The 13,991-nt window shown below is 42.7% G+C and carries 10 protein-coding genes; 2 read left to right on the forward strand and 8 right to left on the reverse strand.

The genetic code is table 11. From position 1 onward, the window contains the following. Positions 1 to 502 precede the first annotated feature (502 nt). On the forward strand, positions 503 to 1,381 hold the full coding sequence (locus ACSSVW_RS19150; protein WP_454179934.1) for a TraB/GumN family protein: 879 nt from the start codon (positions 503 to 505) through the stop codon (positions 1,379 to 1,381). 25 nt (positions 1,382 to 1,406) lie between these two features. Here the strand turns inward: ACSSVW_RS19150 and modF are convergent, their stop codons facing one another. Next, positions 1,407 to 2,864 (reverse strand): molybdate ABC transporter ATP-binding protein ModF, encoded by a 1,458-nt coding sequence (modF, locus tag ACSSVW_RS19155; RefSeq protein WP_454179936.1) that lies wholly within the window; start codon positions 2,862 to 2,864, stop codon positions 1,407 to 1,409. Positions 2,865 to 2,992: 128 nt separating this feature from the next. Between modF and ACSSVW_RS19160 the strand changes: the two genes are divergently transcribed. Continuing rightward, a complete protein-coding gene (locus ACSSVW_RS19160) occupies positions 2,993 to 3,616 on the forward strand; it encodes a DUF4097 family beta strand repeat-containing protein (protein ID WP_065978250.1) in 624 nt (207 codons plus the stop codon). A gap of 18 nt (positions 3,617 to 3,634) precedes the next feature. Here ACSSVW_RS19160 and ACSSVW_RS19165 read toward each other — a convergent pair whose 3' ends face one another. The 7 genes from ACSSVW_RS19165 to ACSSVW_RS19195 all read right to left on the reverse strand — a co-directional run bounded on the left by ACSSVW_RS19165 (position 3,635) and on the right by ACSSVW_RS19195 (position 13,358). Continuing rightward, positions 3,635 to 5,383 (reverse strand): response regulator, encoded by a 1,749-nt coding sequence (locus ACSSVW_RS19165; RefSeq protein WP_454179937.1) that lies wholly within the window; start codon positions 5,381 to 5,383, stop codon positions 3,635 to 3,637. A gap of 99 nt (positions 5,384 to 5,482) precedes the next feature. After that, a complete protein-coding gene (locus ACSSVW_RS19170) occupies positions 5,483 to 7,819 on the reverse strand; it encodes a fatty acid cis/trans isomerase (RefSeq protein ID WP_454179939.1) in 2,337 nt (778 codons plus the stop codon). Continuing rightward, positions 7,816 to 8,196, reverse strand: coding sequence for a hypothetical protein (locus ACSSVW_RS19175; RefSeq protein WP_036971539.1), 381 nt, complete (start codon positions 8,194 to 8,196; stop codon positions 7,816 to 7,818). The genes ACSSVW_RS19170 and ACSSVW_RS19175 overlap by 4 nt, the downstream gene beginning before the upstream one ends. Positions 8,197 to 8,335: 139 nt before the next feature. Further along, positions 8,336 to 9,001, reverse strand: coding sequence for an SDR family oxidoreductase (locus tag ACSSVW_RS19180; protein WP_074989869.1), 666 nt, complete (start codon positions 8,999 to 9,001; stop codon positions 8,336 to 8,338). A gap of 169 nt (positions 9,002 to 9,170) precedes the next feature. Beyond that, positions 9,171 to 9,887 carry a hypothetical protein gene (locus ACSSVW_RS19185; protein WP_454179941.1) on the reverse strand — a complete coding sequence of 239 codons (717 nt, stop codon included), beginning with the start codon at positions 9,885 to 9,887 and terminating at the stop codon, positions 9,171 to 9,173. A gap of 70 nt (positions 9,888 to 9,957) precedes the next feature. Beyond that, a complete protein-coding gene (locus ACSSVW_RS19190) occupies positions 9,958 to 11,757 on the reverse strand; it encodes an alkaline phosphatase (RefSeq protein WP_454179943.1) in 1,800 nt (599 codons plus the stop codon). Between the two features lie 11 nt (positions 11,758 to 11,768). Further along, on the reverse strand, positions 11,769 to 13,358 hold the full coding sequence (locus ACSSVW_RS19195) for an alkaline phosphatase (protein ID WP_454179944.1): 1,590 nt from the start codon (positions 13,356 to 13,358) through the stop codon (positions 11,769 to 11,771). Positions 13,359 to 13,991: the final 633 nt, after the last annotated feature.

Consider the following 13,991-nt stretch of genomic DNA (forward strand, 5'->3'; position numbering starts at 1 on the left):
ATTGTGTATTTTTTGCGGTTAAAACAAAAAGCCCCCCGGACTGTTAAGTGCGGGGGGCTTTTTTAATGCTTCACTTTTCTCTAAGCACTAAGTAGCCCCCGCGGTAATAATAATCACCACGACGTTAATTAGGATTAGAGATAGTTTATTTGTAAGCATTTACTGATACCAAATTCGTGTCATTTGTTGCGGAAATCTAGCCATCCCGCTGCCTTTTTCTATTAGTACCGCGCCCAGCCCTTCAAGTCAACATAAAAATCAATTCAAAAAACATCACAAAAAACGAAATTAAAGAAATAAATATCTAACATTAACTATATTTAAGATTAAAAATTCACATATAGCTAGCTATTGAAATTTCATACCTCGTTATAACCAATTAAATGATTGATTAATTTTTAGCTTTCATAGGTAATTTTTTTCGGGTTGTTCTCATTTTATTAAACCTCTCTGTGAAAATTAGTTTAGTATTGAAAACAACAACAGCATGAAAAGGAAAGTTATGAAATTCATACAGCGTATTAATGCCCTGTTTTTTGTTCTACTACTACTGGGCTTTAGTCAGCAAGTATTTGCTGAACCAGGACTTTGGAAAGTAGAGAAAAACGGCATTGCCTCATATTTATTCGGCACGGTGCATGTCGGTGATAAAAGTATGCAAGGACTGCCAAGCAAAGTAACCAATGCACTTGATAAGACCGATAAAGTCATCGTTGAAGTCGATATCAGTGCGATATCTCCTGTCGATATGCAACGTCGCTCATTGCCTTTTATGATGCTAAAAGACGGCAAAACATTACAGTCAGAACTCTCTGAAGCTAACTATGCCAAACTGCAAAAATACTTTGCAGATAAGTCCATAGATATTGCTATGTTTAAAAACTTAGCACCGTGGGCCGTCATGATAACCATGATGCAAATGGAGTTTCAAAAAGTGGGGTTTTCTGACCAATACGGAATTGACAAGCAAGTCCTTGCTTACGCTAAAGAGCATGAAATTTCAGTGGGTGAGCTTGAAACGCTAGAACGACAAATGGAAATGTTTGAACACTTGGCAATCATGAATGATAAAATGATTGAAGAAACTTTCGCGCAACTCGCCGATGCCGACACCTATTTCTTTGGTTTAATAAACGCGTGGAAGTCGGGTGATATGGAAACACTCACTCAGTTTTATAACGAAAGTTTTGATGACTCACAGTATGGTGAACTCAGTGAACAAGTGATGCTAATTGATCGCAACAACAACTGGGTTGAGCAATTATCTAAGCGTATCGGTAAAGAAAAGCTATTTATAGCAGTCGGGGCACTGCATTTGCCTGAGCAGCACGGTTTACTTAAACAGCTAGCCGATAAAGGCTTTACGGTGACACGCATTTAAATTAATTGCATGTCCAAAAAAGCGCCTAAGGCGCTTTTTTTATGTCATTTTCCATCTCTAAATAATGCGCTATTCCAGCAATGTGATCGCTTGCATGGTGATTAACATAAATCACGGTACTGGTTTTTGCGCTGCAAATTTTTTCGATTAATAATAAAACCCGCTGTCTGTTTGCCTCATCAAGCCCTAAACATGGCTCATCGAGAATGAGTAAGTTAGGATGCTTAACCATCGCGCGGGCAATCAACAACAAGCGTTGATCACCAAATGACAACTGAGTAAATGAACTGTTTTGTTTATCACTTAAGCCAAGTAGTGCTAGCCAATTTTTAGCTATAGCCAGCTGTTTATCACTCGCTTTTTGATAAAGGCCAATACTGTCATAAAAACCAGAAATAATCGTATTCAACGCCGAAGTACCCACACGGTAGTCCATGTGTAACGCATTAGAAATATAACCAATATGCTGCTTTATTTGCCAAATACTTTCGCCACTCCCCCGCTGATAACCAAATACCTTGATGTCGTTGTTATAACACTGTGGGTTATCGCCAGTAATGAGGTTTAATAGGCAGGTTTTACCAGAACCGTTTTTGCCGGTTAATTGCCAATGCTCGCCTTGATTAATTTGCCAATTAAGCTTTTCAAAAATAGCTTTTCCGCCAAAGCTGACCGACGCATTCGTGAGTTTAACCAGGATAGGGTCAATGAGCGGTGGCGCTTGATGGTCACTATCAGCCTCTGGTATCTCTAAATCGGTGTGTGTTAGATGCAATAGTTTAAGTAAATCATCTCGCTGTTCAGCACTTGGCTGCGCTAATTGATGAGTAACTTTACCGCCTTTTATAAACGCATAATGATCAACACAGTCTGGAATCTCAGATAAGCGATTAAGCACAAAAACCATCGTTGTTGTTTCACTTAACTTTGCTAACTGATGGTTCAATTCAGTCATCGCTGCTACATCTAAGCCATCAAAGGGCTCATCAAGTACCAATAGCTCAGGCTGACCTATTAACGCTTGGATCAGCATTAATTTACGTGTTTCACCGGTCGATAAATCACGAAACGCTTTATTTAGTTTACTTTCAAAATCAAAGGTCTCTAATAGCTGATTGAGCAGCTGATTGTCGATTTGTTGAGGACTTCGACCTGCTAAAATGAGATCGCTGACACGACTGAATGAAGACACCCCTTCAATAATATCGTCCTGATCTTTGTTTAATTCTTCTGCAAGTAATTGCTTTTGTCTATCTGGCGATACCAGCGCGACGCGCTCAAAACTATTTGTGTACTGGCCTTGTTCGATAGTAGCAAACCCAGCGATAACAGCGGCTATTGCCGACTTTCCAGCACCATTTGCACCTAGTAACACCCAGTGCTGCGATGCTGATACTGTCATGCTTAAATTGTCTACACAATATACATCATTGCCCTGCCCTTTTAGGCTGGCTTTAACATTAACCAACTGCGTTTGTTGCACTTTGAACCCTCATTCCACGTTATGTTTAGTTCGACGTTACCGCATTCAATAAAAAATTAAAAACCGTTTAAACCTTTTTTAATCACCGCTGCGACTAAGGTATAAAAGGTCATTAACAGGAACATACAATGAAAAAATTACTGGGTGTAGCAGCAGTGGGCTTAATACTGACAACCTCACAAGCAATGGCAAAAGATTCACGTGAACTCAATCACACGTTTGCGATTAATAATGCCAGTCAGCTTGATATCGATTTTCCGGTGGGCAGCTTAGAAGTACAAAGCTATGACGGCAGCGAAGTACACGTCACCATTCGTATTGAGCCAAAAAATGACAAAGGCTGGTTTGGCTCAGAGATTGACTTGTCAGACATCGAACTGAACCACTCTCAACGCGCTAATCTATTAAGTTTGAAATTAGATAACGATGACATTCAACAAAATTGGTTAGTTAAAATGCCAAAATCAATGGCGATTGATGTTGAATTAGGTGTGGGTGACATTGAAATTAATGAACTGAGCAATTCGGTTGAGATTGAACTGGGTGTCGGTGCAGTGCGGATCGATAGTGCACTTGATGACTACAAACGCATTGAATTAGAGTCAGGTGTTGGTGATACCAAAATTCGTGGCTTAAAAAATGAGGCTAACACGCACCGTAAAGTGGTGAGCTCACAGTCAAGTTACCAAGGCAACGGTCAGTACAACATTGACGTAGAAGTCGGCGTTGGTGACATAAAAGTTAGACACTAACTCTTCATTTTAAACAACTTATCCCTGTTTGCCCTCTGTGAATAATGCGCCGAGGGCTTTTTGCACTGACTCGACTGAAATCGGCTTATACACATGCATATTGGCGCCTAAGTCATAAATTCGTTGCAAGTCCTCATTCGAGGTGTTGGCTGTTACGGCAAGTATCGGCGTTAATAGTGATTGTTCATTGCGGATAATATCTGTTGCCTTAAAACCATCCATAACTGGCATGTTTAAATCCATAAATATCACATCGTATTTTTTTTCAGCTGTCATACTTGTCGCAATTAAGCCATTACTCGCAATGTCATAACTAAAGTCAAACTGACTAATAATACGCCCTAAAATTGTGGCATTGAGAGGATTATCTTCAACTATTAAGCAATGCAGGTTTGTTGGTAACTGCATTGGCATTTCAGATTTGGGGGCATTTTCGAGATCCAAATGAATAACGACTTTAACCCCATGAGGCTGAACGTTTTGAAACTCAATCTTGCCATTCAGTGCTTTTACAATATGCATAACCCGTAAAAGGCCTGTTTTTAAGCCCTGAAAATGCTGTTCGCTATCATGCTCAAAGTCAAGTAGCTCAGCAGGAGGATGCTCAAAACCGGTGCCATTATCTTGCACTTCCAGAATTACCTGTTTGTGACCTTTGCAAATCGCATTCACGGCAATTCGACCTTGTTTAGGGGTGAACTTAACCGCATTATTGATAAGCTCAGAAAGCACTTGTTGTAGCCTTGCGTGATCGGTCACCACGTCTTTGTCTAATGCCTCAGACATATTCACACTGAGCGTAATATTTTTATCGTTACACGCGTACTTATAAGGCGCAATAGCTTGATTCAAGGTGGTTAGTAAGTTGCTTGAATGTGGCTTTAGCTGCCAATCACCTGATGATAGCTGTTGTAAATCGAGTAGCTCATCGAGCATAGCAACCAAACGGTTAACGCAGTATATGGCTTGTTGCTTCGTCAGTTGTTGATTATCGCTAATATCAAGCGCTTCTATCGACGAGGTAAGACCTTGCAAGGGGGTTCTGAACTCATGACTTGTTCGCGCAATAAACCGCTCTTTATTTTTATTAACCCGCTCTGCATACTCTTTTTGTTGTTGGTATTTCTGAATAGTATTTGCAATCAGCTTTTCCATTGGTTTAAAAATAAAAATAAGCTCTATGATTAACAGCACAATAGCAGCAAGCCAAAACACCACCTCAAGTATCGAGATAATCGTGACTTTATACACCGATTCTTGCTCGAGTAATTTTACCGCTTGATCTAACTTAGTTAGCAGCGCCTCTAATTGTTCGCTCACAAAAATAGAACTGTCTATATTGCTGGAGTTAGTGCGACTATTTAATAACTGCTGAGCCTGACTTACGTAGCGCTTAACATGCGCATCAAGTTGGTTTGGAGGAGAAAAGTAATGCGCTTCGAGTGCAGAGTTTAAATGAATAAATTCGCCATTTTCTTGTTCAAGTAAAAACTGATGTCCTGACACAAATTGTTCTACAGCCTGCTGTAACAACCTACGATGTTGCTCTTTTAGACGCTCTGAATCCTGATAGATCAAGGCATTTCCATGCAGCGCTATTTTTTGTGAAAGCATCCGCTGCTTACCGGCAATGTTGATCACCTTCGCATCCCCTTTTTGCACATAAAAAAGAGTCTGCATTAGGGCAGCAGAGATGGTTATCAAAATAGCAATGGCTGATAACCCCCACCGATATCGTTGTCGGATATCCTTAACTAGCTTCAACATGTATTACTCATTTATTTTTAAGCATAATTGTAGTTCACATTTCACAATAAAGCCCACTCTCGGTGGGCTTTAAACTATCGGTTAACACTATCAATTACTTTATCTATTTTCGAGCCGATTATAATCAAATAGCCCAAACTCAACACCGCGATATTGCTTGGCAACGTGGTGCAAAATATCACTGTATTGCCAAAACTGTGGGTGCGTTCGACGAATGGAAAACTCACTTTTCAAGTCTCTGTACGCTGCTTCATCAGTGACTTTAGCAAGGCCTGATGCGAACGCATTAACTTGCTCAGTATTGTGTAAGTACCAAATCGCTTCGGGGTAGTCACCAATAAAACCAGGCACAATCGTCACGGTATCTTCATCATAGGCACGCTGACCTTCTTCGTTCAATAAGCTCGAAATATTATAATGAGCATTATGGTGAATAATGGTGTATGCCTTATGCGCATCCGCCCCCTCTTTCACTAACACAAATGAAATTTGTGGCAATAAGTTAATCGCTTTTACCGGTAACTCATTAATCTTCGAGAGAGGCTCTGGTACTTGCGTGTAATCATAACGCGTACTCAATATAGGCTTTAACTTTGCTTTAAGGATGTTGAATAATTCCGCCTGTGGGTCTGTGGTTTTATATTCAATGCCCGATGGCTGACTAAAGGACAGTTCATCTTCAAAAAAGCTCGTGAGACTTGGCGGTGATTTACGATACCATTGGGCTTTGATTTCTTTTCGTTTGTTCTCTGGTAGTAACGCTAAGTAATTGCCCTCACCCTCTAAGCGTAAAAAGTCCATGTATAAACGCGTTAATAATTGATGGCCTATATTGCCATACACATCAAAGCCAGCCACCAGCAAGTAGTGAATGCGCTCAAACAAAGCATAATCAAGCACCCATGCTGTTTTAGGCTGTTGGCCTATCCAGCCTTTAACCACGGTTGCACTATCAAAATGACGAAAAACGGTGAGTGCCGCATTTTGATTATGACCATCGCCACGCCACAGTAAATCGGTGGTTAAGTGCTGGCCATTGGCGAACATTTTGTTGGCCAAAGCCACTTTAGCAGAGAGATACTTATTTTGACTCTTTGAGTATTTCACCCAGCTTGAAATAGGCAGTGCGTTACTTTCTTCTTCAGCGGGCAATGCCAGTGCATCTTCATGCTGTAATAACAGTTCACCCACCTTAGGGGTTGCTGCCATTTCAGGTTTTGCAAAGGCAACCCAAAATTGATCGTTAATAACATTAAGGGCTATTTGACCACGACATACAGGGCCTTTAATAAACCCCATAATGATCAGTTCAGCTTCATCAAGCATAAACTGATAACGAGAATTTACCGGGATGGCCGCAAATGCTTTAAATGGATTTGAAGCAACATCCGGTTTATAGCTTGGCAGCTTATCAACCTGATACTCTGTTTCGATGAATTGAGCGTGCAAACGCGCAAGTTTTTCATCATTAAGAGCAAGCGGCAGGTGTGTTTTTGACAAAATAGTTGAACGGTCATGCATCAAACGATAATAAACCCGAGATACCTTGGGATCTTCGTAAGGACGACGCGTACTAATCACTTTAACGTCTTGGCCCGGTGGGGTTGATGAGCGAACGAGTTTAAAGTAGCTGTGTTTATCTCCCTGTTCGGGGAAATAAATATGGGCTAAATACCAGTGCTCATAAATATACCGAGCTGCAAGTTGATGCTTTAAACCCTCTTGGTTTAAAAACGCTTCCCAGCGCTCAACTTGTTTAAGTACGTTTTTTTCTGGCGGCTCAATATGTGCCAGATAGCCCCCTTGCTTTAACCATTTTGCTAAACGCTGAAATTCTTCACTTGAAATACCCGGCAAACCATATGGCATCCCACTGTGCGGGTTGTCCTTTGCAAACGCATCGAACTCATTCATGGTTGTACATGTTTGCTCACGATCGAGACTAAAATCAAATTCATCACCTAAGATCGCTTGTGTCGGAAGCGGGCTACTTTGTTTAAGCACTAACGCATTGTAAAGGACACTGGCAGCCAGATTCGCCTCTTCAGTTTGCACACGCTCATTAAGCACCGGTGTAAAACCTTTTTCTCGCCACTCAGTGGTATCGAGTGCGTCAAACAGCAATCGGCTAGGCTCTTGGGCCAGTAAGCGCGTTCCATCGTAAACACGTTCTTTACTGAGGCCTCTGTCGATGCCCTCAACCGAGGATAACTTCAATTGGCACGGCGCATCATAACAGCCATGACACACCACACAGCGACTATCAAGCACTGGCTTTACATCTGCCAAAAACTCAGCACCTTGTGGGGTTGATGCTGCAACAACACGCTGTTGAGGCTGCTCTTTACCAAATAGCTCATCATAGTGCGCTGCCCCTAAATAAGCGCAACCACTTAATAAGATTAAGCCAAATAGTGTCGTGAAGGTTTTTCTCATCCTTCTTCCTCGCTATCCTCTAGGTCATCACCTAAGTCAAAGGTTGGCATCATATCGACTTGAGGCGATACAAAACTGCTGTCGCCCTCAGCGCTGAGCATTGCACTTAATAGTGGCCCACGAACAAGGGTTAGCTGAGCATGGTGCTCACCCTTTATCAGTGACTGATATTGTTCAGCCAATGCTTCGAGTCGATAATCCGTTAAGGCAATAGCCACACTACTATCAACAGCAGGATTCTGGCAAAGCTGGGTAAGGAGATTTTCATCTAACGTGACGTGTAAAAGTAAATCAGGCGACTCAATGTCACGACTATTGAGATGCTCATCGAAATAAAAAAGGGGAAGGGTTAAATCGCTATTTTGCTCTAGTTCCATGTGCTGTTCTCTACATCAATATGGCTGTCATTGTAGAAGTATAGCAAACAAAAAGAGCAAAAATTAGCGAAAGTTATCAGCAGTTAACCGCTTTTTTATTGCTAACTGCTTTACTGTTAATGACTTATTTTCTCACTCTTTACCAAGGTAAAGTTTCACCATTTGAGTGCCAAAAACCACCACTATTATCAAGGTTTAGCTCATCGATGCGCTTTATTAAACGTTCAGCGGCTGTCTCTGGACTGATATCACCTGCAAAATTTACCATCTCTGTTTGTACAAACCCGGGATGAAATAGCCCAACGGCTATCTGCTTATCTTTAAGCTCATGAGCCAAACTCACTCCCGCAGCATTGAGTGCGGCTTTTGACATACGATAGCCTATATAGCCTCCCGAGCCGTTATCAGCGATTGAGCCCATTCGTGATGTAATCATCGCTACTTTGGCATCAATCCCTAAGTTTTGTAATAACGCGTGAGTAATACGAACAGGCGCGATGGCATTCACACTTATTTGCTTTTCAATTGCAGCAAAATCCATCTCATCGAGGGTTTCGTTATGAAAAATACCCGCGTTGTTGATCAAAATATCTATTTTGTCGCCATGAAGATGATTGGCAAGTGTTGTTACATCGTCTGGATTTGCGACATCAATATCACTGATTATTTTCACATCGAGCGCTTTGAGCTCTTCACTTGGCGTGCGAACAACCGCCGTAACACGGTTTCCTAGTGCTAAATAGTGCTTACAGAAATTAAGACCAATACCTTTATTGGCACCCGTTACAACCACATGTTTTGTCATTCGTCTGCTCCTTCGTTAGCGTATACCCTATACCTTGGGACTGATAACAAAAAACCAAGGGCTGGTGCTTATTGAACTGTGTACTTTAAATGATAAATCGCACAGCCAAAGACGTGCTGTAAGGGTGTGCCGCTTTAATACATTCAGCGGCAACGTTTAGCAAGGCATGTTAATGATGGTGCTGATGCTCACTTTGCAATTGATTACCTTGCGCATCATAAAAACCAGTCGCGCCATGCTCTACAAACCCTAAATTAATCATCTTGGCTAAAAAGGGGTCGCTTTCATTGTCACCAATGTCGGCATAATCTGTCGTTTGAAAGTTATCCCACTTGGCAAATTGTGCTGTTACCGCGTCTTTATTGTGCTCAACCATAGTTAAAGCAACTGTGCGACTATAAGAAGGCGATGAAATACGCATTTCTTTAACCAGCTGCTGATTAGCAAGCCACGTTAACTCTATTTTTGTCTCTGCTTGCTGGTATTGATAATGTTCAGTCAGCTCACAACCTTCGCCTGCACTGTTTTTTAAAGTCATTTTTTCGAGCAGTGCATTACTTACCAACTGATATTTGGCACTCCAATCCTGTTCGCCCTGAACCTCAGAAGGCTGATATTCAATACCACGCTGTGCGTGTTGAAAGTAACGGATTGGTCGCATTTGCTGATTACGTAACTGTTGCCACAACTCGATAAATTGTGGGTTTTGCTTAGCCACTTGATGAGGCGTACGCCAAAGCGTAAAGGCGTTGTCTGTGTGCTGTTTGTTAGCAACAGCATCGGTTGTGACTGTATAGTTTGCTTTCGCATAACCGGTGTTTGTATCGCACTGACCTGCAACAGCAAGTGGGCTAAGTAATGAAGCAATTAATATCGCAGCTTTCACGGGAGTCTCTTTTCTTTTAAAGGTGTTGTATTCGAGGTAAGGAGAGCCCCTAAGGGCTCTCTGCTAACATTTATTGGGCTAATTTAGCATCAGCTTGTTTCACAAGGTCAGCCGCATAATCCATCACATGGAAAATAAGGCTTTGCTCATTCGTACCAGTAACTAAATGGGCTCCTGGGCCTACTGCATACACACCAACATCTTCTGCTGCGTGTGTTTCAGAGCTAAGCGGTACCACCGCTTCTTGATGGAAACCCGGTGTAGTTGTATCAACATCGGTGAGATCAACACGCCCAGTCACGGGTGCAAAGTTATAGCCCGCATCCGCATCGGTTTCATCACCTAAGTCACGAAAGCCACCGCCATTAGTGTATCCTACAGTAGTGTATGGCATATTATCCGCTGCGAGTGATGGCTCATCACTCCCCACAGGCACGACTTTACCTAAAATTGGGTTACCACGTTTTGGATAACCAGCAATCGTGAACACATGGCTGTGGTCAGCCGTAACAATGATCAAAGTATCTTCAATGCTGGTTTTATCCAATGCAACTTGAACAGCCTTTGAAAGCTCAACCGTATCACTTAATGCGTTGTACGCATTGCCCGCATGGTGAGCATGGTCAATACGACCCGCTTCAACGGTTAAGAAGAAACCTTTGTCATTGTTATCAAGCACGTCAATTGCTTTTGCGGTCATTTCAGATAATGAAGGCTCACCAGCAATATCGTTAGCGCGATCGGCTTCATACTGCATATGTGATTCATTGAATAAACCAAATAAACGCTCAGTTGTGTCTGCATTCACAGCATTAAAACTTGCTTGGTCCATAACATATTGACCCGCTGGGTATTTCGCTTTCCACTCAGCAGTTAGGTCGCGACCATCTGTACGGTCACCTTCAACACTGCTTACAGCGTCCGCAGAGTTAAACGCGGCATCTTTAGGTAAGAAGTGACGACGACCACCGCCCAACACGACTTCTAAGCCATCAACATCTAATCCCGCATAACGTGCTTCAAGGTTTGCTTCGAAGTTAACGAGTTGCGAGGCGATATCTTCACATCCCGCAGCGACAGCCACTTCTGGCATATCAGATACATCTTCCCAGTTACGGTCAGCCGATTTTGCATAGGTGGCGGCAGGTGTGGCGTGTGTAATTCGCGCTGTTGATACAATCCCGGTCGATTTGCCTGCCATTTCAGCAAGCTCTGTTGCTGTTACCAGCTCATTACCCGCAACCGTCGCACAGTTACCACGTTCGATATCTTCATCAACGCCGATAACACCTGCATCTGTTTTAACACCAGATGCCATTGCTGTCATCGTACCCGCAGAATCCGGCGTTTGTGCGTCAACGTTGTATGTTTTTGCAAAACCAGAAAACGGCATCGCTTCAAAACTCAGTTGATGCTCTTCGCCCAGCTTGCCTTCAAGCTGACCCGCCATAATGCGTGCCGCTGTCACGGTAGAAATCCCCATACCATCACCCACAAATAGAATGACGTTTTTCGCTTTCCCTGACTCTTTAGCAACCGCAGCGATGCTCTCTTCGCTTGCCGCCATCTTAACTTTTGCGGCCTTAAACCAATCATTGCTCGTCAGTGGCGCAAGCTGCTGTGCGGTCAGTGATGTGGCTGGGTCATTACACGCAACCGTTGTCTCTGTGATTTCTGCTGAGTCTAGCTCACCATTGCGGTTTGTATCTTCACCCAATACGGTTTCTGTACCACCATTTACACACTGCTCAGACCCGACAGCTAAGGTGTTTTCAACTGTGATTGTTTCAATTGGGCCTTTGTCATCATCATCAGAACAACCCGCTAATGCCACTACTACAGCAAGAGAAATTAAATTTAGTTTTTTCATTGTCATCGCCATTATTCTTCAATTAGTTCTAGAGCTTGATTTATGATGTGGAAAATTACATTTTGCTCCACAACGCCTTGCGCTAACTGCGCACCTGGACCTTTTGCATGCAATGAAATGTCTTCGCCCGCATGCGTCTCAGAACTTAATGGCACAGTGGCTTCTTGGTGGTAACCTGGGGTCGTTGTATCAACACCCGTTAAGTCAACACGGCCAGCAAATGCAGCGTCGTTATATGACGCATCAGCATCAGTCTCATCGCCTAAATCACGAAAGCCTAAACCATTTGCATACCCGACTGTTGTATACGGCATACCGTCTGCAGCTAGAGTCGGCGCTTCTTTACCAACGGCAACCACTTGACCCAGTATTGGATTACCGCGTTTTGGGTAACCCGCAATGGTAAACACATGACTGTGATCTGCGGTGACTAAAATAAGCGTTTCTTCTGGGTTAGTGTTTTCAACAGCCGCTTGCACTGCTTTTGCAAATTCAACGGTGTCGTTTAATGCGTTGTAAGCATTTCCCGCATGGTGAGCATGGTCAATACGTCCTGACTCAACCGTTAAGAAAAATCCTTTATCATTATTTTTAAGAATGTCGATAGCTTTAGAGGTCATTTGTGATAATGAAGGCTCGCCCGCAATATCGTTACTACGGTCTGCTTCATACTGCATGTGTGACTCATTAAATAGTGCAAACACGCGTTTTGTATCTGCATTTAGTGAATCGAAACCAGCTTGATCCGTGACATACTGACCCTCTGGGTAGAGTGTTTTCCATTCTGCAGTTAGGTCTCGCTTGTCTGTGCGGTCCCCTTCGACTTCACTAATAGCATCAGCTGAATTGAATGCCGCATCTTTCGGTAAAAAGTGACGACGACCACCGCCCATCACAACCTCTAAACCATCCACGTCAGTACCGACAAAACGTGCTTCTAAATTCTTCTCAAAGTTAACAAGTTGAGATGCAATATCTTCACAACCAGCTTCAACGGCATCAGCCGGCATATCAGAAATGTCTTCCCAGTTACGATCCGCCGATTTTGCATAAGTTGCAGCAGGTGTCGCGTGTGTGATTCGTGCCGTTGATATTACCCCCGTTGCTAGGCCTTTAATTTCAGCCAGTTCAGTCGCGGTGATTAATTCATTGCCAGCAACTGTCGCACACTTGCCACGCTCAATATTTTCATTAACACCAATCACGCCAACGTCTGTCTTAACTCCTGAGATAATCGCCGTCATCGTCCCCGCTGAATCAGGAGTTTGTGCATCCACGTTGTAAGTCTTAATTTGCGCAGAGTAAGGGAACTCTTCAAAACTTAAAAAACCTTCTTCGCCAGACTTACCGCTCATTTGACCTGCCATGATACGTGATGCAGTAAGTGTCGACACCCCCATACCATCACCCACAAATAAGATCACATTCTTCGCTTTAAATGCCTGTTCTGACTGAGCTACCTGTTCTTTCTTGATTAATTTAGCTTCAGCGGCACTGTACCACTCATTTTGTTTTTGACTATCTGGTAACACACCGGCATTCGCCGTCGCTGACAATGCCAACGTAAAGCCAATTGCTGAGGCAATTTTATTAATTTTCATCGTTACGTTCCGTTAGTACGTTATTTTAAGAATTGTATGCGACTAATTAAGCTGCACATGGATAATTAGCGAGCTTATGGTAGGAAGTATTTATGACTGAATAAGTGACTTTTAATGACGAAAATATTAAACAACTGATTAATAGCCAAAAGAAAGAAGCACTGTTTTAAGGTGGTTAATAATGGCGAGTAGCGAGTAGCGAGTAGCGAAAAGCGAAAAGCGAAAAGCGAGAAGCGAGAGGCGAGAAGCGAGTAGCGAGAAGCGAGAAGCGAGAAGCGAGAAGCGAGAAGCGAGTAGCGAGTAGCGAGAAGCGAGTAGCGAGTAGCGAGTAGCGAGAAGCGAGAAGCGAGTAGCGAGTAGCGAGAAGCGAGTAGCGAGTAGCGAGTAGCGAGTAGCGAGTAGCGAGAACAAAATAAAGCCACGTTAACCTCAAGCAAACTTTTTGATGTTTAATCACACCAGTAAGTAACCCCCGCTCGGTAACTGACTTCTAATATCTAACTTCTAATATCTAACTTCTAATATCTAACTTCTAATCTCTATTTTCTCATCCATAAAAAAACCCGAGACTAAGCTCGGGTTTTTCTTGAATGCTTAATGCATCACTATAGTTGATTACTCAACGATAGTTGC

This window comes from Pseudoalteromonas sp. MBR-15, assembly GCF_053628915.1.

What these genes read in the sequence shown, in the direction of transcription:
- ACSSVW_RS19150 (WP_454179934.1), top strand. Translation starts at nt 503, where the DNA reads ATGAAATTCATACAGCGTATTAATGCCCTGTTTTTTGTTCTACTACTA.
- ACSSVW_RS19180 (WP_074989869.1), bottom strand. Translation starts at nt 9,001, where the DNA reads ATGACAAAACATGTGGTTGTAACGGGTGCCAATAAAGGTATTGGTCTT.
- ACSSVW_RS19190 (WP_454179943.1), bottom strand. Translation starts at nt 11,757, where the DNA reads ATGAAAAAACTAAATTTAATTTCTCTTGCTGTAGTAGTGGCATTAGCG.
- ACSSVW_RS19175 (WP_036971539.1), bottom strand. Translation starts at nt 8,196, where the DNA reads ATGGAACTAGAGCAAAATAGCGATTTAACCCTTCCCCTTTTTTATTTC.
- ACSSVW_RS19160 (WP_065978250.1), top strand. Translation starts at nt 2,993, where the DNA reads ATGAAAAAATTACTGGGTGTAGCAGCAGTGGGCTTAATACTGACAACC.
- ACSSVW_RS19170 (WP_454179939.1), bottom strand. Translation starts at nt 7,819, where the DNA reads ATGAGAAAAACCTTCACGACACTATTTGGCTTAATCTTATTAAGTGGT.
- ACSSVW_RS19195 (WP_454179944.1), bottom strand. Translation starts at nt 13,358, where the DNA reads ATGAAAATTAATAAAATTGCCTCAGCAATTGGCTTTACGTTGGCATTG.
- ACSSVW_RS19165 (WP_454179937.1), bottom strand. Translation starts at nt 5,383, where the DNA reads ATGTTGAAGCTAGTTAAGGATATCCGACAACGATATCGGTGGGGGTTA.